The organism is Thermovibrio ruber (assembly GCF_055380895.1).
On the sequence record NZ_AP042397.1, the window covers coordinates 513,969 to 534,961 of the forward strand.

At 45.8% G+C, this 20,993-nt stretch carries 20 protein-coding genes; 5 read left to right on the plus strand and 15 right to left on the minus strand.

Going from position 1 to position 20,993, the window contains the following annotated elements; translation table 11 throughout:
• Position 1: 1 nt before the first annotated feature.
• Positions 2-1,471 (minus strand): ComEC/Rec2 family competence protein, encoded by a 1,470-nt coding sequence (locus ACZ424_RS02610; protein WP_464904972.1) that lies wholly within the window; start codon positions 1,469-1,471, stop codon positions 2-4.
• 84 nt (positions 1,472-1,555) lie between these two features.
• Between ACZ424_RS02610 and speD the strand changes: the two genes are divergently transcribed.
• Positions 1,556-1,945 (plus strand): adenosylmethionine decarboxylase, encoded by a 390-nt coding sequence (gene speD, locus ACZ424_RS02615; protein WP_464904973.1) that lies wholly within the window; start codon positions 1,556-1,558, stop codon positions 1,943-1,945.
• A gap of 34 nt (positions 1,946-1,979) precedes the next feature.
• Here the strand turns inward: speD and ACZ424_RS02620 are convergent, their stop codons facing one another.
• Complete coding sequence (locus tag ACZ424_RS02620) at positions 1,980-2,363, minus strand: TraR/DksA family transcriptional regulator (protein WP_464904974.1); 384 nt, start codon at positions 2,361-2,363, stop codon at positions 1,980-1,982.
• Positions 2,364-2,442: 79 nt separating this feature from the next.
• Between ACZ424_RS02620 and ACZ424_RS02625 the strand changes: the two genes are divergently transcribed.
• Both ACZ424_RS02625 and ACZ424_RS02630 read left to right on the plus strand, forming a co-directional pair.
• Positions 2,443-3,630 carry a pyridoxal phosphate-dependent aminotransferase gene (locus ACZ424_RS02625; RefSeq protein WP_464904975.1) on the plus strand — a complete coding sequence of 396 codons (1,188 nt, stop codon included), beginning with the start codon at positions 2,443-2,445 and terminating at the stop codon, positions 3,628-3,630.
• The gene (locus tag ACZ424_RS02630) at positions 3,623-4,144 is read left to right on the plus strand and encodes a PH domain-containing protein (RefSeq protein ID WP_464904976.1); all 522 of its coding nucleotides are present in this window, start codon (positions 3,623-3,625) and stop codon (positions 4,142-4,144) included. Before ACZ424_RS02625 ends, ACZ424_RS02630 begins: the two co-directional genes overlap by 8 nt.
• 2 nt (positions 4,145-4,146) lie before the next feature.
• On the opposite strand, the gene ACZ424_RS02635 is transcribed toward ACZ424_RS02630, so the two are convergent.
• A complete protein-coding gene (locus tag ACZ424_RS02635) occupies positions 4,147-4,689 on the minus strand; it encodes a hypothetical protein (RefSeq protein ID WP_464904977.1) in 543 nt (180 codons plus the stop codon).
• Between the two features lie 82 nt (positions 4,690-4,771).
• Between ACZ424_RS02635 and ACZ424_RS02640 the strand changes: the two genes are divergently transcribed.
• Positions 4,772-5,335, plus strand: a complete 564-nt coding sequence (locus ACZ424_RS02640; protein WP_464904978.1) for a TetR/AcrR family transcriptional regulator — start codon at positions 4,772-4,774, stop codon at positions 5,333-5,335.
• A complete protein-coding gene (locus ACZ424_RS02645; RefSeq protein WP_464904979.1) occupies positions 5,335-8,529 on the plus strand; it encodes a BadF/BadG/BcrA/BcrD ATPase family protein in 3,195 nt (1,064 codons plus the stop codon). The genes ACZ424_RS02640 and ACZ424_RS02645 overlap by 1 nt, the downstream gene beginning before the upstream one ends.
• Here the strand turns inward: ACZ424_RS02645 and ACZ424_RS02650 are convergent.
• The 12 genes from ACZ424_RS02650 to ACZ424_RS02705 all read right to left on the minus strand — a co-directional run bounded on the left by ACZ424_RS02650 (position 8,526) and on the right by ACZ424_RS02705 (position 20,947).
• On the minus strand, positions 8,526-9,269 hold the full coding sequence (locus tag ACZ424_RS02650) for a nitrilase-related carbon-nitrogen hydrolase (protein ID WP_464904980.1): 744 nt from the start codon (positions 9,267-9,269) through the stop codon (positions 8,526-8,528). The two genes, ACZ424_RS02645 and ACZ424_RS02650, sit on opposite strands and share 4 nt — an antisense overlap.
• Positions 9,253-9,807, minus strand: coding sequence for a peptide-methionine (S)-S-oxide reductase MsrA (gene msrA / locus ACZ424_RS02655; RefSeq protein ID WP_464905202.1), 555 nt, complete (start codon positions 9,805-9,807; stop codon positions 9,253-9,255). The genes ACZ424_RS02650 and msrA overlap by 17 nt, the downstream gene beginning before the upstream one ends.
• Positions 9,800-10,984 carry a formate-dependent phosphoribosylglycinamide formyltransferase gene (purT, locus tag ACZ424_RS02660; protein WP_464904981.1) on the minus strand — a complete coding sequence of 395 codons (1,185 nt, stop codon included), beginning with the start codon at positions 10,982-10,984 and terminating at the stop codon, positions 9,800-9,802. The genes msrA and purT overlap by 8 nt, the downstream gene beginning before the upstream one ends.
• A gap of 8 nt (positions 10,985-10,992) precedes the next feature.
• A complete protein-coding gene (locus ACZ424_RS02665) occupies positions 10,993-11,661 on the minus strand; it encodes an SIMPL domain-containing protein (RefSeq protein WP_464904982.1) in 669 nt (222 codons plus the stop codon).
• Positions 11,662-11,693: 32 nt separating this feature from the next.
• On the minus strand, positions 11,694-12,578 hold the full coding sequence (locus ACZ424_RS02670) for an AEC family transporter (protein WP_464904983.1): 885 nt from the start codon (positions 12,576-12,578) through the stop codon (positions 11,694-11,696).
• Positions 12,578-14,488, minus strand: a complete 1,911-nt coding sequence (gene selB / locus ACZ424_RS02675) for a selenocysteine-specific translation elongation factor (protein WP_464904984.1) — start codon at positions 14,486-14,488, stop codon at positions 12,578-12,580. The genes ACZ424_RS02670 and selB overlap by 1 nt, the downstream gene beginning before the upstream one ends.
• Positions 14,478-16,151, minus strand: coding sequence for a ribonuclease Y (rny, locus tag ACZ424_RS02680; RefSeq protein ID WP_464904985.1), 1,674 nt, complete (start codon positions 16,149-16,151; stop codon positions 14,478-14,480). The genes selB and rny overlap by 11 nt, the downstream gene beginning before the upstream one ends.
• On the minus strand, positions 16,118-16,711 hold the full coding sequence (locus tag ACZ424_RS02685) for a 5-formyltetrahydrofolate cyclo-ligase (protein WP_464904986.1): 594 nt from the start codon (positions 16,709-16,711) through the stop codon (positions 16,118-16,120). The genes rny and ACZ424_RS02685 overlap by 34 nt, the downstream gene beginning before the upstream one ends.
• Positions 16,712-16,748: 37 nt before the next feature.
• The gene (gene zapA / locus ACZ424_RS02690) at positions 16,749-17,045 is read right to left on the minus strand and encodes a cell division protein ZapA (RefSeq protein ID WP_464904987.1); all 297 of its coding nucleotides are present in this window, start codon (positions 17,043-17,045) and stop codon (positions 16,749-16,751) included.
• A 12-nt stretch (positions 17,046-17,057) separates the two neighbouring features.
• The gene (gene pheT / locus ACZ424_RS02695; RefSeq protein ID WP_464904988.1) at positions 17,058-19,439 is read right to left on the minus strand and encodes a phenylalanine--tRNA ligase subunit beta; all 2,382 of its coding nucleotides are present in this window, start codon (positions 19,437-19,439) and stop codon (positions 17,058-17,060) included.
• A gap of 2 nt (positions 19,440-19,441) precedes the next feature.
• Positions 19,442-20,473, minus strand: a complete 1,032-nt coding sequence (pheS, locus tag ACZ424_RS02700; RefSeq protein WP_464904989.1) for a phenylalanine--tRNA ligase subunit alpha — start codon at positions 20,471-20,473, stop codon at positions 19,442-19,444.
• 237 nt (positions 20,474-20,710) lie between these two features.
• Positions 20,711-20,947, minus strand: a complete 237-nt coding sequence (locus ACZ424_RS02705) for a hypothetical protein (protein WP_464904990.1) — start codon at positions 20,945-20,947, stop codon at positions 20,711-20,713.
• Positions 20,948-20,993 lie beyond the last annotated feature (46 nt).

Sequence of the window (20,993 nt, forward strand, 5' to 3'; positions counted from 1 at the left end):
TCTACCTCTCTCTTTTTTGTCCCAGGAATTTTAGCCGATTATCAAACAAAGTGTTCCTAAAGAGAAGTTTTTTAGTGGCGGGAAAAACGTAGCTGGCCTCTAAAACGCTGTTTCTGTACTTCTGTCCCTCCGTTGAAACAAAGTAGAAAGAGTTGAGTTTCCAACCGGGGAACTCCACCCTAACCCCAGAAATCACAGTAGGAAAAATTAAAGAGTAAAGGACAAGGAGAAACGGGGGAATGAATGCGTAAACAGGCTTTGAAAAGAGAGATAGGAAAAGCATAAGGAGCATAGTTACCCCTGAAAGCCAAAGGGGTGCCTCGTAGTGCGTAAGGCTCCATTTAGTTAGTGAAAAGAGGTAGTGGGCAGAGAGGATAAACTGATAGCCTAAGAACTCTGTAATGGCGTTTACAACAGGGATTTTCTCAAGGGTAATCTCCATAAGAAAAGTCCCTATGAGAAAGGGAGTAAAGAGGAAACCGGCAAGAAGCGTTGTAAGCCAGCTTAAAGGGTTGAAAGTCCCAAAGGTTGTTAAAACGATAGGAAGGGTTGAAAACATAGGGGCAAAAGAAGCCTTTACACTCTTTATAAACTTTCCACCTTCTCCTTCAACGGCAAGGAGGATTCCAGCTACAGCGCTGAAAGAGAGGGTTGCCGAGAGGTTAAACTTTCCCGTTAGAACGGTAAAGAGCATAACGACACCAAGTAGATAGAGTGGAGTTATCTTTCTGTAATTCTCAAGGCCGACTGCCAGTAGGAACATAAACAGGTAAGACCTTAAGGCCGAAGGGGGTAATCCGGTTAGGGGCATAAGGGGAAGAATACAGATAGAAGCCAGAGTTAAAGGCTTTCGCATCCTTAAAAGCTTAAATAGGAGTGCGAGAGCTCCCACGACTATCCCAACGTGAAGCCCCGAGATCGCAAGAAAGTGGTAAATACCGGAAAGGGCAGAGTAACCCTTAACAGAGGCGGGAAGCTCGTATCTAAAGCCCAAAGTTACTGCACCTGCAAGGGCTGAAATCGGGTAATCTAAACTCTCCTCTATCCTCTGGTAGAGATGAAACCTGAACCTATTAAGAGAAAATAAGGGTCTCTTTACAACCTCTCCCTTTGAATTAACTAAGTCTCCCGGCTCGGCATTATCCTTCAGTCTTACATACTTCCAACCTTCAAGAACTGCTACTTTGTAGTTATCTTTATATTCTTTTACCCACAGAACCTTACTCAACCCCCCATTTCCCTCAGGCTTAACAAAGTGGGGAACTATTAAAAAGGGAAGAACTACAAGAACGCCGGGGAAGAGCTCCATCAACTTAAACCTAATTACATAGTTAAGAAACAGAATGAGCGTTGCAGTTAAAAGGTAGGGAAAGTATGGAGTTCCAAACTTCTTAAAAGAGAGCGCGAAAAACGAAAGGAAAAAGATATAAACAACGTGTTTTTGCAGTTTCTCCCCCGTGGGGCTTAACAAAGACTTAACAAATTGTAGTTTCAGACTATAATTATACCCGTCAACGGGAGGAGTCCCTTAACCTTTAATAAAGGAGGAAGGAAAATGGCCAAGACCCTCGGCGTCCACATCGTTGCCGACCTCTACGGGTGCGATCCAGAGGTTCTCAAGTCTGCCAAGTCAATGGCAGAAATCTTTGAGGGGGCTGTAAAGCACGCCAACCTCAACAAGCTCTCAGCCTACTACCATCAGTTCCAGCCCTACGGGGCGACGGGGGTTGTAGTTATCTCAGAATCACACCTCTCCTTCCACACTTGGCCAGAACACGGTTACGTTGCAATAGACGTTTACACCTGTGGAGACCACGAAAACGCCTTTAAAGCTTTTGACTATATAGTTGAAAAGCTTCAACCTGAAAGGGTAGAAAAGGACGTTCACTTTAGAGGAGTTGTCAACGAGGAAGAAGAGATTACGTTCTGTGCAAGCGTAGGCTGAGTGCTTGTTAGAGGGGGCGTCAGCCCCCCTTCACCTATTCCTCTCCGAACTTCCTCTCAATCTTCTCCTGTTCAAGCTTACACTTTATACAGAGCTCTGCTACGGGTCTCAGCTTAAGCCTCTCGTAGTTAATGCAAGCTCCACACTTTTCACATATCCCGTAAGTTCCTTCCTCAATCTTACGAAGGGCTTTTTCTATTTTCTTTAAATACTTAGCCTCCCTGTCCCTGATTCTCATTTCAAAGGTTCTTAAGATTTCATCAGTTGACATGTCAACTAAGTCTCCAACTTCCCTCTCTGAGTGGGCAGTCTCTTCAAGCCCCCTCTTTATGTCCTCTAAAACCTCTCTTCTCTTCTGTTCTAAGATCTCCTTTAGTTCCTTTATCTGTTCCGCTGTAAGGCACCTGTTTCCCTTCATACTCTCCTCCTGCCTTTGTTGGTTGGGAAAGGTAATTAACAGGTTGTAAAATGTCAACGACATTTTTTTGGGGGTAGAGATGAAACTTTCAGAGCGAGTTCTAAGAATGTCTCCTTCTCCGACTATGGCCATAACGAGCAAGGCTAAGGAGTTAAGGGCAAAAGGAATAGATGTAATAGGTTTCGGAGCTGGAGAGCCAGACTTTGATACTCCGGAGCACGTTAAAGAGGCGGCTAAAGAAGCGATAGACATGGGATTTACAAAATACACGCCTCCTGCCGGGATACCGGAGCTCCGCCAGGCAGTTGCAAGGAAGCTTAAGGAAGAGAACGGAATAGACTATGAGCCTGAAGAGGTTGTTATAACTGACGGAGCGAAGCAGGCTCTTTTTAACCTGATGCTCTCTGTAATAGAGGAAGGAGACGAGGTAATAATCCCAACACCTTACTGGGTTACATACCCAGAGCAGGTAAAGTTCGCAGGAGGAAAGCCCGTATTTGTTGAGACAAAAGAGGTAAAAAACTTCACACTAACAGTTGAAGACATTGAACCTGCAGTAACAGAGAGAACAAAACTCCTTATCCTCTGTACCCCACACAACCCGACTGGAGCAGTAATTCCGAAAGAGGAGTTAGAGAGAATAGGAAAGTTCTGTGCAGAGAGGGGAATTCTCATAGCTTCAGACGAGTGCTACGAGAAGCTAACGTACGACGGCTTTAAACACACCAGCATTGCGTCTCTCTCAGAGGACATTAAGAAAATAACGGCAACCATAAACGCCCTCTCTAAAACCTTTGCAATGACGGGCTGGAGGGTTGGTTACGCAGCAGGTCCCAAAGAGATAATAGACGCAATGGTTAAAATAAACTCCCAGTCTATTTCAAACGTTAACTCAATAGCCCAAAAGGCTGCAGTTGCTGCTTTGGTTAAGCCTAAGGACTTCTTAAAGGAGTGGATAGCAGCCTACGACAGGAGGCGCCGCTACATGGTTGAGAAGCTTAACGAGATTCCCGGAGTCTCCTGTATAATGCCAAAGGGCGCCTTCTACGCCTTCCCCAACGTTAAGGAACTGATTGAGAAGGGAGGCTTTAAAGACGATTTTGACCTTGCAGACTACCTGCTTGAGAAGGCAAAAATTGCTGTAGTTCCGGGAACGGCCTTCGGAGCTCCCGGATACCTAAGGCTCTCTTATGCCACCTCTATGGAGAACATCGTTGAAGGTTTAAGGAGGTTTAAGGAAGCGGTAGAAGAGAGGTTAAATGGATAGGGAAAAGAAGGTTTTTAAAACGGAAGGTTTTACAGTTTTAGCTTACGGTTTACTGGTAGTTGCCTACGTTTTGTTTTTCGGAGCTCTCTTTTTAAAGTCCGGCCGGTTCTCACCCGGCCTTTTAGTATTCGCAGTTTTGATTCTTCCCGTTGTTGCTTATTTCATATTTCTTTTAAAGAAGAGAGTAGTTATAACAGATGAGGGTATTGAAGTTTTCGGACTTACAGGGAAGAAGTTTATCAGGTGGAATGAGATTTCAGAGATTTCGCTGACACCGGGAAGGAGATACTTCCTCTTTATTGCAGATAAAGACGGTAAACTGGCCGTTATTGACGACTCATTTTCAGGATTTGATGAGCTTCTCAAGGAAGTTAAGAGAAGAGTTTCTTCAAAATTACCGGAAAACTACGACAAAGTAGCTTCCACTTACCGCCGTTCATACACTTCAAACACAATTCTAATAGTTGCAGCCCTCGTTCTCCTCTTTATACTCTTCCATTCTCTAATGAAATAACCTTATTTTGAGGGCTTTACTTTTTCAATTTTTATTGTCGGTATCTTCAGCTTCTGAAGTTTATCCTCAACTTCAGACAACCGAGAAGAGAGGCTGTTTAATTGTGATCCAATCTGAGATAATTTCTCATTTCCACTCTGACAGCAATTCTTTAGGGAGTTTACCTCCCCCTGTAGGTCTGAAAGCGTTTTCTTTAAAGTCAAAACTTCAGCTTTTATCTCTTTTAACTCCTCTTTTAGAGCCAAATTAGACTTAACAGATGTCTTCTTCACTGCAAGGAGAGCTCTCCTCATCTCAATCTGCTTGGCTTCTTGTTTAAGTTCCTTGTCTTCAAGGTTACTAACGGTAGTTTTGAGCTTTGTTATCTCCTCCCTTAAAGCCTGAATTTCCCGCCTTTTCTTTGAAAGCTCCTCTTGAAGTGAACGGTTCTGAACTTCCAAAACCTGAACCTTCGCTTCAAGTGAATTAACCTTTTGGTCTCCCGTTGTTACGCAGCCAGACGCGACCAAAGGAATTAGAGGGAACAGGAAGAGAGATCTCTTCATAGCCGCCTCCTTAGAATCTTGGAAATTCTACCACCTGAAGATTAAATTTTCATTGAACTGACATGTCAGTTCAGGAGGAAATGTGAAGAAGAGAGAAAGGGAGATTCTCTTAAAGGCAAAGAAACTCTTCTCAGAAAAGGGATTCCACTCTTTAACGGTATCAGACATCGTTGACTCACTGGGAATAGCAAGGGGAACCTTTTACATCTACTTCAAGAATAAGGACGACATCTACAGGAGAGTCCTTGAGGAGCTGGTAAGTGAAATCTCAGGAAGGCTGAAACTCCTTCCGAAAGAGAACCCTCTAAAACAGCTGAGAGAGAACGTAAAAGAGGTTCTTAACCTCTTCGTTGAGGACAGGGAAATAGCAAAGTTAATCTTCTATCACCCTTACAGGCTGAACCCTGAGTTTGACGAGGTTTTAGAGAGTTTCTTTGAGGAGGTTAAAAGACTAATAGAGAGCTCCCTCCTTAGGGGAATGGAGATGGGAATCGTAAGGGAGTGTAACGTCAACGTTGTCTCTGCAACCATTTTAGGAGCCTTTTTAGAAGTTGGAAGGGAGCTCTTAGAGGGAAAAATACATTCTGTTGACGATGCAGTTGACGAGCTAATCAACTTGGCACTTAAAGGCCTTCTGGAGGGGTAATGTTTAAAGCCGGAATAGACGTAGGCTCCACTACAGTTAAGGGAGTTCTGTTAGACGAGGAGAACAGGGTCGTCTTCAGCCACTACGAGAGGCACGAAGCAAAACAGCCCGAGAAGGTTCTAAAACTACTAAAAAAGTTTGAGGAAATAGCAGGAAAGAATTTTCACCTCTTCTTAACCGGAAGCGGCGGTGGAGACATAGCAAAGTCCTTGGGAGTTAACTTCGTTCAAGAGGTTAATGCCGTCAGCCTTGCAGTTGAGACTCTACACCCAGAGGTTAACTCCGTCGTTGAGCTCGGAGGACAGGACGCAAAGATGATCTTCTGGATAGAGGCCGGCGGAGTAAGGAGGAAAGTTACAACGATGAACGACAAGTGCGCCGGCGGAACTGGAGCAACTATTGACAGGATAGTCTCAAAGCTGAAGCTCCCTTTAGAGGTTGCAACAACTATTCACTTTGACCCTAATAAAGTTCACCCGGTTGCTGCAAAGTGTGGAGTCTTTGCAGAGACGGACATAAACAGCCTCCAGAAGGCGGGAGTTCCGGCAGACGAGCTCCTAATTTCCCTTTTTAACGCAATAGTTATTCAGAACCTTGCAGTTCTAACGAGGGGTTATACTTTAAGGCCTGTCGTCCTTCTCCTTGGAGGTCCAAACACCTACTTCCCTGCCCTCGTTGAGGCCTGGAGGTATCACCTTGAGAAAATCTGGGAAGAGAAGAAAATTTCGTATAACGAAAACTCTCTCCTCCTTCCTGAGAACTCCCACCTCTACGCAGCATTAGGCTCTGCACTCTTTTCACAGTTTGAGGAAAGCCCATACAAGGGCTCTGAAGGACTTAAGGAGTTCAGGAAGAACCTAATCTATTTGAAGGCGAAAACGGGAGAGAGAGGGCTTCTGAAACCGGGGGAGAGTTTAGATAAGTTCAGAGAAAGGTATGGAGTTAAAGCCTTTAAACCGAATGAATTCAAGAAAGGAGAGAAAGTAAAGGCATTCTTAGGAATAGACGGAGGCTCAACGTCAACAAAGGCAGTTCTGATAGATGAGGAGGGAGGGCTCATCGCAACTGCTTATACACTCTCTAAGGGAAACCCCCTTGAGGACACAAAGCAGGTCGTAAAGCAGTTAAAGGAACACGTTGAGGGAAACGGGGCGGAGCTCTCCATCTTGGCAGTTGGAACGACAGGCTACGCAAAGGAGATGCTGAAGGAGACTATTGGGGCAGATATTGCAGTTGTTGAGACTGTAGCCCACACAATATCGGCAAAGCACTTCTTTGAAGACGTTGACGTAATCGTTGACGTTGGAGGACAGGACATAAAGGTAATGATGCTCAAAAACGGAGAGGTTAAGGACTTTAAACTCAATACACAGTGTTCCGCCGGAAACGGCTACTTCCTTCAGTCAACTGCAGAGAAGTTTGGCTATAGAGTAGAAGAGTTTGCAGACGTTGCATTTAAAGCAAAATACGCCCCTAAGTTTAACTTCGGCTGTGCAGTCTTCTTGGAACAGGACATAGTTAACTTTCAGAGGCTTGGCTGGGAGCCCCACGAGATAATGGCAGGCCTTGCAAAGGTCTTACCTAAGAACGTCTGGCTCTACGTTGTTAAGGAGCCGAACCTGAGGAAGCTTGGAAAGAGGTTCCTACTCCAGGGGGGAACTCAGAGGAACTTAGCGACAGTTAAGGCTCAGTACGACTTCATAAAGGAAAGAGTTCCAGACGCGGAAATCTTTGTCCACCCGATAACCGGAGAGGCAGGGGCATTTGGAGCAGCGGTTGAGGCTATGAGGAACTACCAAGGGAGAACGAACTTTATAGGGATTGAGGAACTCCTATCACTAAAGTTCTCCGTAAAGAGCGATGAAACTACGAGGTGTAACTTCTGCACAAACAGGTGCCAGAGGACTTTCGTTAGGGTTAACACAAAGTTAGGAGAGAAACTTTACATCATTGCCCCTTGCGAGAAGGGAACGGTCTTAGAGATAAGCGACGTTAAGGGAGTCGTTAAGAAACTCCAGAAGATAAAGAAAGAGAACCCAAACCTTCAGGAGATTTCAGCTAAAAAAGTCTTTGAGAGCTACCCGGTTAAAAAGGTTTACCAGGAGAAAGTTTTCGGAATATTTACGAGGGAAAACGCAATTGAGAGGAGGAAGAGCTTAAAGGCAGGAATTCCGAGGGTTTTAAACTTCTACGCACTGGCTCCGTTCTTTAGAGGTTACTTGGAGTCTTTGGGAGTTGAAAAGTTCGTTTTCTCAGACTACACCTCTGAAAAGATGGTAAGAGAGGAGCTCCGGGGAGGAGCAATTGACCCTTGCTTCCCCAGTAAAGTTGCCCTTGCTCACGTCAGGAACCTATTAAAGAAGAGGCCGGACTTCATACTCTTTCCAAAAGTTGCAACCTTAAAAACACTATTCAAGGACGCAGAAGGTTCCCACGCCTGCCCAACGGTTACTGCAACTCCAATTTCGGTTAAGGCAGTTCTAACGAAAGAAGAAGACATTTTTAAAAAGTTAGGAGTTGAGTTCGTTGACCCAATCCTCCACTTTGAGGACGAGGAACTCCTTAAACAAGAAATGTTTAAGGCATTTAAAGACATTCTCTCTCTGACGAAGAAAGAGAGCAACAGGGCTGTTGACGAAGGTTTTAAAGCTCTCAACCAATACCAAACAGAGATGAGAAAACTGGGAGAGAAAGTTCTAAGGAAAGTTGAGTTAGAGGGAAGAATTGCCATATTAGTCCTCGGAAGGCCTTACCACAACGACCCGGGGATAAACCACGGGATAACAGAGGAGCTCCAGAAACTCGGCTACCCGATTCTGACGATAGACTCCTTGCCTCTAACAGACGAGTTCCTGAAAAAGGTTTTTCCAGTTAGAGACCCGTTTAAGATAAGGGACGTTTGGCCGAAGGCCTACAGCGAGAACAGTACAAGGAAGGTTTGGGGAGCTCTCTACGGAGCAGGCCACCCTAACATCGCCCTTTTAGACCTCTCCTCCTTCAGGTGCGGCCACGACGCCCCAATCTACTCGGTGATTGAGGAGATAGTTGAAAGAAACAGAGTTCCATACTTTACGTTCCACGAGATAGACGAGAACAGACCTTCTGGCTCAATAAAGATTAGGGTTGAAACGATTGACTACTTCCTAAAAGAGAGAATAAAAGAGATGGTAAACAGAGAGGAGAAGACCGGTTAATCAAGGGGGAGTTTCTTCTCAACCTGATCTATAACTTTTAGGTCAACGGTTCCGGAGATTACCCCTTCAGCATCTCCGCCCTCTGAAATTACCCTCCCCCAGGGGTCTACGATGACGGAGCTCCCGGCCATCGATTTACCGGTTCCGTTTGACGAGACAAAGAACCGCTGGAGCTCCACAGCTCTCGTTCTGTTAAAGAGCTCCCAGTGAAACTTCCTCGCCCTACCCCACTGTGCTGAAACGGTAAAGACTTCCCCTCCAAACCTTTTTAGCCTTTCAAGGATAGGGTAGAACCTCATCTCAAAACAGACAACAGGAGCAACTACGCCGAGAGAAGTTTCCGCAACCTTTAAATCGTCAAAGTTTCCGGGAATAAAGTAATCAGTCTCTCCGGTTGGTGGAAAGAGCTTAATCTTTGGCCTTGAAAGAATTTCTTTTCCACTGTCAAAGACTTTTACCGAGTTAAAAAGCTTCCCGTTTACCCTCTCAAAGACTGAAAAAACTAAAACAATTTCTAAACCCTTTGAGAAGTCAAGGACCTCCCTGCAAACCCTCTCAGAGAAAACAACTTCCTCATCAACCTTCTGATAGCAAAAGCCGGTAGGGAAAACCTCCGGAGCAACCACTAAAGAGTTCTTCTCACAGAAGTTAAGAAGCGAGAGGAACCGGGAGTAGTTCCTCTCAAACTCACACTCTACAGTTTCAAACTGAAGGGCATAGGCCTTAAAGGTTCTCCTCAAGGAACTTCCTTCCTCCCTTCTTGTCCCAAACTATCTCGCAGAACCTCTTCCTTCCACTTCCTTCCTTGTAGTAGAAGTAGTGCATAGGGTTCTTCTCAAAGTAACGCCTGTGGTATTCCTCGGCCGGGTAGAAGTTCTTAAAGGGTTCAACTGAAACGGCTATGGGCTCCGTAAACAGTCCTCTTTCTGAGAGGAGTTTTAGAGCTCTCTCAGCCAACTCTTTCTGTTCCTCGTCGTGGTAGAAAATGACAGGCCTGTACTGGCTTCCCCTGTCTGCAAACTGGCCACCGGAATCCGTAGGGTTTATTGAAGTTAAGTAAGTTATGAGGAGCTCCCTGTACGAAACTCTCTCTGGGTCATACTTAACCTGAACGGCCTCAACGTGGCCGGTCTTTCCGGAGCAGACCTCCTCGTAGGTAGGGTTTTTAACGTCCCCTCCGGCGTAGCCCGGAAGGACTTCCAAAACCCCTTTAACCCTACTGAAGGCCTCTTCAATACACCAAAAACAGCCTCCTCCAAAAGTTGCCAGCTTAACCATTTTCAACTATCCTCATAGCCTCTGCTGCCCTTTTTGCCTTTTTCCTCGCCTCCTCTACGGTTTCGCCCCTTGCAACAGCAACTCCCATTCTCCTCTTAGGCCTTGTGGCAGGCTTTCCGAATATCCTTACCCAAACGTTTGGCTCTTTTAGTGCTTCTTCTAACCCTTCGTATGAAGGAGCTACAGAGTAGGTCTTAGCGTGGAAGCAGTATGAAGCTCCCGGAGAGAGGAGCTCTATGTGAATTGGAAGGCCAAGGATTGCCCTTAAGTGGATCTCAAACTCGCTCATGTTCTGACTTGCCATCGTAACCATTCCGGTGTCGTGGGGCCTCGGGGAAACCTCGCTGAACCAGACTGTATCCCCCTTAACGAAGAACTCACACCCGAATATTCCGTAGCCTCCAAGGGCATCTGTTACAGCTTTAGCCATCTTCTGGGCTTTCTTAAGGGCAACGTCGCTCATGGCCTGAGGCTGCCAGCTCTCGTGGTAGTCCCCCTCAACCTGCCTGTGGCCAATAGGCGGGCAGAAGAGAGTTCCTTGATTCCTCGTTCTAACAGTTAACAGGGTTATCTCAAAGTCAAAGTCTATAAACTCCTCTATTATGAGGGCGTTTCCTTTTCCCCTTGCGTTCTCTTTAGCGTAGTAAAAGGCTTTCTCAATTTCGTCGGAAGTCCTCACTATGCTCTGTCCCTTCCCTGAGGAGCTCATAACTGGCTTAACAACAACCGGAAGACCTATCTCCTCAACGGCCCTTTTGTACTCCTCCAATGTTTCTGCAAATCTGTAGCCTGAAGTTTTTAATCCCAACTCCTCAGCTGCAAGTCTCCTAATCCCTATCCTGTCCATAGTGAGCTTAACGGCCTTACCGCTGGGAATTACGTTAAAACCTTCCTTTTCAAGCTCTAAAAGGGCGTCTGTATCTATCGCCTCAATTTCAGGGACGATAAAGTCGGGCTTTTCCCTGTAAACAATGTTCTTAATCTGTTTTCCGTCTTTCATGTCTATAACGTAGTAGCGGTGGGCTACCTGCTGGGCTGGAGCAAACTGATAGGAGTCAACTGCAACAACCTCAATTCCCAGCCTCATTGCCTCAATTACAAACTCCTTTCCCAGCTCTCCGCTTCCCAGGAGAAGAACCTTTGTCGCGTTGTGTGAAAGGGGAGTTCCTACCTTCATACTACCTCCTACTTACAGTTTATAAGAACAGACGCTTTTACCTCTACTTTTTGAGCGCTCCGGGGAGGCTGTGGAGCTCTAACAGACTCAGCCTTCATAGAAACAAACGGAACTGGAAGTCTTCCAACGGAGAAGTTAACCTTTTTCAGAGAACACCTTGAGTGGAGCTCCCTCCCAAAGAGAGAGGCTTCTAACTCTGCCTCCTTCAATGCCTTTAACTTCAGCCGTTTCTCAACCTTTTTCCTTAAGCTTTCTGAAATGCACCAGCCGACAGAGGAAATCGTGTAGTTTAGGGGAGCTCCCCTCTTTGCCTCCTCAAGAGCTCTGATTACCTCCTCCTGCTGAGAGGGACTCTTTAAGAGAAACTGGTAGTTTATCCGTCCGGCAAAACCAACTATCCTGTATCTTTTCTCAACCGGATTCCACTCCCTGTTTGGAAGGACTGTGAAGTTCCCGCCCTTGTAGGGGAGTTTGAGAGCTCTAACGTAGTCGTCGGCCTTAGTAAGAGACCTCAACACATCAGCCTCACTCTCTCCCCTTGTAGAAACCGTTAAAGAAACGCAGTAGACGTCTGGCTTTACCTCCTGAGAAACAGAGAGAATATCCCTTATCTCCGTGGAGGATGCAACGGCCGGAAAGAAGAAAACCAAAGAAGCTAAGAACAGAAACTTTCCCATAACTACTCCAAATAAAGGTTCAGATAATTTTATTACAGAAAGTTCAACAACCACTTTAAGAAAAAGAGGTAAAGGGGATAGAAAAGAGTTGAAATGAAGATTATTGAAGCTGCGGTTTGAGGAGAGGAGCTAAACTTTTCACATAGAACGTAGTTTAGAATGGCAGAGGGAAGGGAAGACTGAACAACTAAGACTTTTTGAAGGAAAGGGGAACAACCTAATAGTTTTGAGAAAAAGAGAGCCATTAAAGTCCCTCCGAAAAATCGGACTCCCGTCCCAAGAATGCTCAGCTTGAACTCTGAAAGGTTAATCTTTGAAAGGCTAATACCTATTGAGAAGAGCATCAGAGGAAGGGTGGCGTCTCCTGAGAGCTTAACCATCCTCTCAATTCCTGACGGGAGATCCGCTCCTTTCAGCAGAAAAGAGAGAAAAAGGGCGTAAATGAGAGGAATTTTAAGTGCAGAAATAATTCCCTCCTTTAAACTCCCTTTCAGAACAACAATTCCCAGTGTAAAGTGATAGACAGCCATAACAACCATGTAGGTAAGCGCAACCGGGAGAGCTCTCTCCCCAAACATCAGGAGAATAAGAGGAATCCCCATGTAGCCCGCATTCATGACGGTAGACGAAAGCTCAAAGGCCGGATTTCTCTGTTTTAGTAAGAGGAACTCTACAAGAACAGAGAAGAGGTAAACTCCGAAAAAAACCCCTAAAGCAGTTAGAGAGATGCAGGAGAAACTGCTTAGGTTGAGAGAGAGCTCTCTAAAAGACGAAAATATGAGTGCAGGAGCGAAAAAGTAGAGAACTACAATTGAAATCGTTTTAGTCTCAAGGTCTTTCCAAACTTTCCCGGAAATGAATCCGAGGCCGATTAGAAGGTAAACGGGAAGAATGACGTTGAGTAGAAGTTCTCCCATTAGAGGGAGCTCCCCCTTACCCTTTCGTTCCCTTTCCTCTCTGTAAGCTTCAATAAGTCAAGGTACTCTAAAATCGGAATCGCAAACTTCCTACTAACTCCAATGTAGTCCTTAAACTCTGAAACAGAGAGGGTTTCTTTCTTGCTGAAGTGCTCCTTAAGAGCTGTTACTATCTTTTCAAAAGCTTCAGGAGAAAAGAGGAAGTCTCCAATTTTGTGGTATCCCTTCTCCCTTACCAAGAAAGAGGCTGCTATGTAGAGCTTTTCTTCCGGAATTCCGAGGGATTTGGAGAGTTCTTTTAACAAAGGTGGAGTAAATCCTCCACTCTTAGAGGCCTTCTCTAACTGAGAGACAATCTCTTTAAACTCTCCCTCAGCTTTCGGCTTAAAACCGGAAATCTTCACGTAGGAACCCTTCTCCTCTAAAACCCCATCCTCTATCAACTCTTCAATTGCGCGACTTAAGAGCTCCACTGGAAAGTTCAGAGAAGTTCTTAAAGACTCCCTGTTAATACCGGGAGAAACGGGAAACTTGGAATGAAACTCTTTCACTGAATCAACGATTCTCCTTTTAACCTCCTCAAGAATTCCAGCCGGATAGAGTTTTCCGTCAAAGACTAAAATTTTTCCGCCGTTAACGACCTTCTCTACAAGCCCTTTTGCTTCTTTAGGGGGAATTCCCAACCTCTGAACTAAGTCTCCCTCTTCAAACTGGCCAGGATAGTGGGAAATGAGGTGTAAAAGGAGCTCCTCTTTACCCTTTTCTTCCATTAACGGTTTTAAGAACTCTAAATAACGCTCCCTGAAGCGCCTTCTGAACTTTCTGTCAGGAAGGGGATTAACTATCCAACCTCCTCCAATAACCCTTGCAGGTGAGTAGTTCCTAACGACGAACCTGTCTCCGTAAACGGGAACAACAGGCTCTCTTAACCTTATCTGGACTAAGGCCTTTTCTCCGGGCATAAGCTCGTCTCTGTCAATCAGGTAGACCTCCCCTTCTGTTTCAGAGGTAAGGTGATGAAAGTGGACCTTAAAACCGCTCTCAACTACAAGGTCTGCGTTCCTTGAGAGCTCTAAAACGGCGTCAACCACATTGGTAGGTTTCAGGTAGCCGGGAGTTGAGAGAAGTTCTCCCCTCTTCACGTCTTCCTTTGAAACAGAGGAGAGGTTAACAGCCGTTCTCTGGCCTGCAAACGCCGTTTCAACGGGCTTTCCGTGGACCTGAATTCCTCTTACTTTCGTCTTTAAACCTTTTGGAAGTATCTCTACTTCGTCCCCTACCGCAACCTTTCCAGAAAGAAGGGTTCCGGTAATAACCGTTCCAAAGCCCTTTACAGTAAAAGATCTGTCAACTGGAAGCCTTAGTATTCCTTCAGGGCTCCTTGGCTCAACCTCTTCTGAGAGTTTCTCAAGCTCCTTTAAAAGCTCTTCAATTCCTTCTCCAGTTTTTGACGAAACCGGGATAATGGGAGCTCCCTCTAAAAACGTTCCTTTAGTGAACTCCCTAACCTCTTCCTTAACAAGCTCTAACCACTCCTCGTCAACAAGGTCTTTCTTAGTCAGAACAACTATTCCTTTTTTCGTTCCCAAAACCTGACAGACCGTTAAGTGCTCCTCCGTTTGGGGCATTATTCCCTCGTCGGCAGCTATAACGAAGAGAACGAGGTCTAAACCGTGGGCTCCGGCAAGCATGTTCTTTATGAACTTCTCGTGGCCGGGAACGTCAACGATTCCAACCAAAACGCCGTTTGGGAGCTCCAGGTGGGCGAACCCCAAGTCAATAGTCATCCCCCTCTTCTTCTCCTCCTCCCAGCGGTCTGTATCTATGCCAGTTAACGCCTTTATGAGAGTGGTTTTACCGTGGTCTATGTGGCCGGCCGTCCCAACGACTAAGAACTTCTTACTTTGCATAGTCAACAGCCCTCGTCTCTCTGATGACAGTAATCTTTATCTGACCGGGGTACTGAACTTCCTCCTCAATCTTCTTAGATATCTGGTGGGCTAAGAAAGCAGCTTCCTCGTCTGTTATTTTATCCGGCTCAACCATTATCCTCACTTCCCTACCTGCCTGGATTGCAAAGGCCTTCATAACTCCTGGAAAGGACTCAGCAATGCTCTCAAGCTTCTCAATCCTTTTAATGTAGGCCTCTAAGCTCTCTCTCCTTGCTCCAGGCCTTGCAGCAGAGAGGGCATCGGCAGTCGCAGCACAGACAGATTCAACGGTAGTAAACTCAACCTCTCCGTGGTGGGCAGCAGCTGCGTTAACAACGGCTTCAGGCTCTCCGTACTTCTTCAGGATGTCTGCTCCAATAATTGCGTGTGAGCCTTCAACCTCGTGTGTAACTGCCTTACCGATGTCATGGAAGAGGCCAGCTCTTCTTGCAAGCTGAACATCTGCTCCAATCTCGGCAGCAATCATCCCAGCAAGGTATGCAACTTCCTTAACGTGCTGGAGAACGTTCTGGCCGTAACTCGTTCTAAACTTGAGCCTCCCAAGGAGTTTTTTTAGCTCCGGGTGAACGTTGTCTATTCCAAGCTCAAAGAGGACTTCTTCAGCAGCGTCAAGCATCTCCTGTTCAATCTCTTGCTTAACCTTTTCAACAACCTCTTCAATCCTTGCAGGGTGAATTCTTCCATCTGCTACGAGCCTCTCTAAGGCAATCCTTGCAATCTCCCTCCTTACAGGGTCAAAGCAGGAAATCGTTACGGCCTCAGGAGTATCGTCAATAATCAGGTCAACGCCAGTTGCAAGCTCAAAGGCCCTGATGTTCCTTCCTTCCCTACCGATTATCCTTCCCTTCATCTCGTTGTTAGGTAGGTCAACAACCGAGACGGTAGTTTCTGCGACAACATCCGTTGCAAGTCTCTGGATAGTAGTTGCAAGTATCTTCTTAGCCCTTCTCTCAGCGGTCTGTTCAAATTCTTCCTCAAGCCTCTTATACTTAACGGCAAGGTCTTTCTTAATCTCCTCTTCCATTCTGCGAAGGAGCTCCTCCTGAGCCTCCTCCTTAGTCATTCCGGCAATCTCTTCAAGTTTTCTGAGCTCTTCGTCTAAGAGCTGGCTCAGCTTTACCTCTTTCTCAAGGAGCTCCGCCTCAAGCCTCTCAACTTCAGCTTTCTTCTCTTCAAGCTCCGCCTCAAGCTTGTCTAAGAAGTCAGCCCTCCTGTCTAAGTTCTCTTCTCTCTTGTCTAAGGTTGATTCTCTCTTGTCTAAATACTCCTCACGCCTTAAAAGCCTCTTTTCAAGCTCGGCCAGCTCTTTCCTTTTCTCCTTCAGCTCCTCCTCTAAACGCTCCCTCTCTTTGAGAACCTCCTCTTTCGCCTCTAAGATGGCTTTCTTGCGGAGCTCCTCATACTTCTCCTCAGCTTCCTTCTCAAACTTTTCGGCCTTCTTCCTTATCTCCTCGGCCTCTTCCTGAGCCCTCTTCACTATCCTCTGGGCTTCAGCCCTGGCCTCTTCCTTTATCTTTCTTTCAATCTCCTCACGGACAACCTGCCCTTTTTTACTGCCAACGACGTAGCCTCCGGCAAGACCTGAAACTATCGCCAGTATGGCAACAAGGATTGATTCCATTCTTTCCTCCTTATCCAAAATTTCTCTGTAGAAATGTAGTCAACAGGAACGTCAAATGGGTCGTGGGGAACTTCTGAAAAGAGCTGAAAAGAGAAACAGACGCCGACTCTTACCCTGTGTTCAAAGTTTTTTAGAAACCTGTCGTAAAAGCCACCTCCGTATCCTATCCTGAACCCAGAAAGGTCAAATGCAAGGCCGGGAACGAAGACGACATCGGCACTTTTGAGAAGTTTCTGGTAGTTAAGAGGCGGCTCAGGAATTCCAAACCTACCGGGAGAGAGCTCCTTAAGTGAAGAAACTTTTACGGGAAGAATCTCTCTACCGCTTACCCTCGGAAAGGCTACAGATTTTCCCGTTTTAAGAAGCTCTTCTGCCAGGGGAAGAAGGTTTGGCTCTCTGTTAACAGGGTAGAAGAAAAGGAAGAACTCTGCGTCGGGAAAGAGCTTAAGGAGAGATTTTAGGTTACCTACTAACCTTCTACTGAGGTTTAACCACTCCTCTCTTGTAAGAAGATTTCTCCTTTGACGAACAAAACTCCTTAACTGTTCCTTTGACGGCAAGTTTAACCCCTAAGTTGAGATAGGGGCTAAGGGAAGGTTAGGGAGCAAGCTTGTTGTTGGGCTTTATGAGGAGCTTCGCTCCCTCTTCCAACCTCTTTATTTCCTCTCCAAGCTCAAAAATCTGCTTTTTCAGAGACTCGTTCTCGTCAAGAAGGTAAAAGCAGGCAACAATGAGGGCCTTGTCAAAAGTAACCCTGCTGTTGCCCGACTTTATCTTCTCAACCATCTCTTCAAGTCTCTGGGCAAGCTTCTTAACGTAATCAGGACTCTTATCTGTCTTTATGTTAAACTTCCTTCCAGATATAACAACTTCAACTGTTTGCGGTAAGCTCACTTTACCTTCCTCTTAACCCCTTAGTGTAGCTCCTATCTTACCAAGCGAATCAATTATAACACTTAAAATTCTGTTAACTTCCTCGTCTGAAAGGGTTCTGTCGGGAGCTCTGAAAATGAGAGAGAATGCAACGCTCTTCTTACCCTCAGGAATCCCCTCTCCTTTATAGACGTCAAAGAGGGAAATTTTTTCAAGGAACTTAGAGCTCTCCCTTATTACCCTCTCAATCTCTAAAACCGGAGTATCTCTGTCAACTAAAACGGCAATGTCCCTCATAACTGGCGGAAACTTAGGTATAGGTTTAAACTCTACCTTCACCTCCTCTGACACTTTAAGGAGCTCCTCTAGGTCAACCTCACCGACGTAGATGTCCTCCCTAACGTCAAAGGCCTCGTTAACGTCCGGATGAAGCTTACCGATAAAGCCTACAGATCTTCCGTTTAGAAAAATTTCGGCAGACTGCCCCGGATGAAGGAAACCGTAGGAGTCGGTTGATCTAAACTCAAGCGGAAGCCTTAAAAACTCCCCTAAGGACTCAACCACTCCTTTAAGGTCGTAGAAGTCTGCCTCCCTTTTGTTCCAAAGGCCTTCCGGAACTTTTCCGGTTATAAGAAGCCCCAACCTGAGCTTCTCTTTGGGGAGTTCCTCTCCAGTTGGAATGAAAACTCTTGTAACTTCAAAGAGGGATACGTCTTTCTCGTTCCTGTTTATGTTGTTAACGGCGTTCTGAACGAGGCTGGGAAAAACGTAATTCCTCATATAGACCCACTCTTCTGAGAGAGGGTTTTTTATCTTAATCAGCTTATCTACCGGAAGACCAAACTTTGAGTAGAGTTTCTCCCCTATGAAGCTGTAGTTTATAGCCTCGTTTAGGCCGAGGTTTGAAAGGAGCTCCTTAACCTCCTCTACCTTAAAGTATCCGAAATTCCTTTCAACTTCTGAGTGCATTAAGGGATAGGTGCTGGCAACGTTCTTCATTCCGTAAATCCTGACGACCTCCTCAATGAGGTCAACTTCCCTTCCTACGTCGTATTTCCTCCAGGAGGGGACTTTAACTACCAAATAATCTTGTTCCTTCTTTACACTGAACCCGAGGTTTGAGAGTATCTCTGCACTCCTCCTTGCAGGTATGTGAACTCCAAGGAGGTTAACGGCCTTCTCTGGAGAAAAGACTATAACCTTTGGAGTATAGGATTTCGGGTAGAAAGAGAGGTTCCCCTTAGCCACTTTTCCGCCGGCGAGCTTTTGGATGAGGTGGAGAGCTCTCTCCCCGGCAAACTTACAGGCCTCAATGTCTGCTCCTCTCTCAAACCTGTAGGAAGCGTCAGTTGATAGGCCAAGCCTTTTGGAAGTTCTCCTTACCGTCATCGGATCAAAGTGAGCAGACTCTAAGAAGAGGTTAACTGTGTTAAAGTCTGTTCTGCTCTCCTCTCCTCCCATAACTCCGGCAATTGCTACAGGTTTTTCAGCATCTGCTATTACAAGGTCTTCTTTTGAAAGTTCCCTCTCAACTCCGTCTAAAGTAACGATTCTCTCCCCGTCTTTGGCACGGCGGACGATGATCTCTTTTCCCTTCAGTTTATCAAGGTCAAATGCGTGAAGGGGTTGACCGACTTCATACATAACGTAGTTTGTTACGTCAACAACGGCGTTTATAGGCCTAAGGCCAACCAAGTAGAGCCTTACTTTCATCCACAGGGGAGACTCTTTGTTCTCAATTCCCTTAACGACAAAACCCTCGTATCTTGGGCAGGCCGCAGAGTCTAAAACTTCTAAAAAGGCCTCGTCTTCTGCTTCAAAATCTCCGACTTCAAAAGAGGTATCTGGAAGCCTGATGTTTCTACCTAAAACGGCGCGGAGCTCCCTGGCAATCCCCAAAACAGAGAGAGCATCAGGCCTGTTGGTTGTTATCTCATACTCAATTACCCAGTCATCTAAGTTGAGAATTTCCTTTACATCTTTCCCAACGGGAGTATCCTCCGGGAGAATCATTATTCCTGAGGAACTCTCAGAAAGCCCTAACTCCTCCTCAGAGCAGAGCATACCCTCTGAAACAACTCCCCTTAACTTACTCCTCTTTATTCTTACCCCTACTGGGAGCTTTGAGCCGTGGAGAGCTACAGGAACAACTGCTCCCTCGTAAACGTTGTCTGCACCAGTAACTATCTGAAGAACTGTATCCCCAACGTCAACCTGACAGATTCTTAACCTGTCGGCATTTGGGTGCTTTGAAATCTCAACAATTTTCCCGGTAACGACCTTCTCAAGGTTCTCTGCAGCGTATCGGACTGAGTCTACCTCTATTCCAACGTCTGTTAGAACGTCTGCAACTTCCTGAGGAGAGAGGTCGTCTATGTCAATGAACTCCTTTAACCAGTTGTAGGTAATCTTCATCTCTACGCTCCCTTGAACTGTCTTAAGAATCTCAAGTCGTTCTCAAAGAAGAGCCTAAGGTCGTCAATTCCGTATTTGAGCATTGCAATCCTCTCAACTCCCATTCCGAAAGCGAATCCCTGGTAGATCTCGGGGTTTATCCCTACTGCCTTGAATACTGCAGGGTCAACCATTCCGCAACCTAAAATCTCCAGCCAACCTGTCCCTTTACATACCTTACACCCCTTCCCTCCACAGATTACGCAGCCTATGTCAACCTCTGCGCTGGGCTCTGTAAATGGGAAGTAGGAGGGACGGAAACGAACTTTTGTATCTGAGCCGAAAATCTCCTTAAGGAAAACCTCAAGGACGCCTTTTAAGTCTGCAAAGGTTACCTTTTCGTCAACCATTAAGCCCTCAACCTGGTGGAACATCGGAGTGTGGGTAACGTCTGCGTCTTTCCTGTAGACCTTTCCGGGGGCGATTATCTGAATGGGAGGCTGGTGCTTCTCCATCACACGAACTTGGACGGGAGAGGTGTGAGTTCTGAGGACGATTTCGTCTGTAATGTAGAAAGTGTCCTGCATTTCTCTTGCAGGGTGGCCTTTAGGAATGTTCAAGGCTTCAAAGTTGTAAAAGTCTGTCTCTATCTCAGGGCCTTCAGCTACTGTAAAGCCCATAGAAGTAAATATCCTAACTATCTCCTTCAGGGTTTTCGTTACAGGATGGAGAGCTCCTAACTCCCTCTTCCTTCCCGGAAGAGTAACGTCAATTCTCTCTTTCTCTAACCTTTCTCTCTTCTCTTTCTCCTTAAGTTCTTTTAGTTTCTCTTTTATGGCCTCTTCAATTTCCGACTTCAAAACGTTACAGGCTCTTCCGAAGTCTTTTCTCTCTTCCGGTGGAAGGTTTGGAATCTCTTTAAGGAGCTGAGTAACCTTTCCCTTTCTTCCTATAAACTCAACTCTCAATTTCTCTAACTCTTCTACCGTTGAAACACCTTTCAGTTTGCTGGTAAACTCTTCTCTGAGATGGGAAATTTTTCCGTTTTCAGCCATACTTCTACCCCTTTTATTTGTGCACAGGGAATTATAAAACAATACAGGGGATTAAGCTTTGAAAAAGCTCCACCAGGAACGGGTAAAAAACGGAGTTCTTGAAGACACAGACTCCCGTGTTGAAAGGAGAAAGCTCTTAAGAGCTCTGTCTACTCTTGAATCTTTAGTGTAGTTTTAGGCACCAAAGAAGGGAAAGGAGCGGGAAAGTTTGCCGGGGAAATTCCCCGGCTTTTAAACTTAGCTGAAGAGCCTCTTACAGCTCCTATACCAGTTAAGATAGTTCTCGGCAGCCTTTAAGAGGTCTTTTCCGGCACAGCGGAGCTCCCTCTTAAAGCGCCTTCTCTCCCTCTTTGTTCCGTTGAAGGCGAGGATCTGTGGAGATTCCTTAAACTCCTGAGTGAGCCTTTCAAAGATTGCCCTTAAAGAGCCCTGAAGCTTAACGGTTTCACCGTTTGCCTTAACCCAGAGCTCCATGGCAAACCTCCTTCAGGAGTTTTATGTTGAGTTAATTTAAACTCTA

Excerpts from the sequence above, each read along its gene's own strand:
- speD (WP_464904973.1), top strand. The coding sequence starts at position 1,556 with ATGGCCAAGACCCTCGGCGTCCACATCGTTGCCGACCTCTACGGGTGC.
- ACZ424_RS02620 (WP_464904974.1), bottom strand. The coding sequence starts at position 2,363 with ATGAAGGGAAACAGGTGCCTTACAGCGGAACAGATAAAGGAACTAAAG.
- ACZ424_RS02625 (WP_464904975.1), top strand. The coding sequence starts at position 2,443 with ATGAAACTTTCAGAGCGAGTTCTAAGAATGTCTCCTTCTCCGACTATG.
- ACZ424_RS02630 (WP_464904976.1), top strand. The coding sequence starts at position 3,623 with ATGGATAGGGAAAAGAAGGTTTTTAAAACGGAAGGTTTTACAGTTTTA.
- ACZ424_RS02635 (WP_464904977.1), bottom strand. The coding sequence starts at position 4,689 with ATGAAGAGATCTCTCTTCCTGTTCCCTCTAATTCCTTTGGTCGCGTCT.
- ACZ424_RS02645 (WP_464904979.1), top strand. The coding sequence starts at position 5,335 with ATGTTTAAAGCCGGAATAGACGTAGGCTCCACTACAGTTAAGGGAGTT.
- msrA (WP_464905202.1), bottom strand. The coding sequence starts at position 9,807 with ATGGTTAAGCTGGCAACTTTTGGAGGAGGCTGTTTTTGGTGTATTGAA.
- purT (WP_464904981.1), bottom strand. The coding sequence starts at position 10,984 with ATGAAGGTAGGAACTCCCCTTTCACACAACGCGACAAAGGTTCTTCTC.
- ACZ424_RS02665 (WP_464904982.1), bottom strand. The coding sequence starts at position 11,661 with ATGGGAAAGTTTCTGTTCTTAGCTTCTTTGGTTTTCTTCTTTCCGGCC.
- ACZ424_RS02670 (WP_464904983.1), bottom strand. The coding sequence starts at position 12,578 with ATGGGAGAACTTCTACTCAACGTCATTCTTCCCGTTTACCTTCTAATC.
- selB (WP_464904984.1), bottom strand. The coding sequence starts at position 14,488 with ATGCAAAGTAAGAAGTTCTTAGTCGTTGGGACGGCCGGCCACATAGAC.
- rny (WP_464904985.1), bottom strand. The coding sequence starts at position 16,151 with ATGGAATCAATCCTTGTTGCCATACTGGCGATAGTTTCAGGTCTTGCC.
- pheT (WP_464904988.1), bottom strand. The coding sequence starts at position 19,439 with ATGAAGATTACCTACAACTGGTTAAAGGAGTTCATTGACATAGACGAC.
- pheS (WP_464904989.1), bottom strand. The coding sequence starts at position 20,473 with ATGGCTGAAAACGGAAAAATTTCCCATCTCAGAGAAGAGTTTACCAGC.
- ACZ424_RS02705 (WP_464904990.1), bottom strand. The coding sequence starts at position 20,947 with ATGGAGCTCTGGGTTAAGGCAAACGGTGAAACCGTTAAGCTTCAGGGC.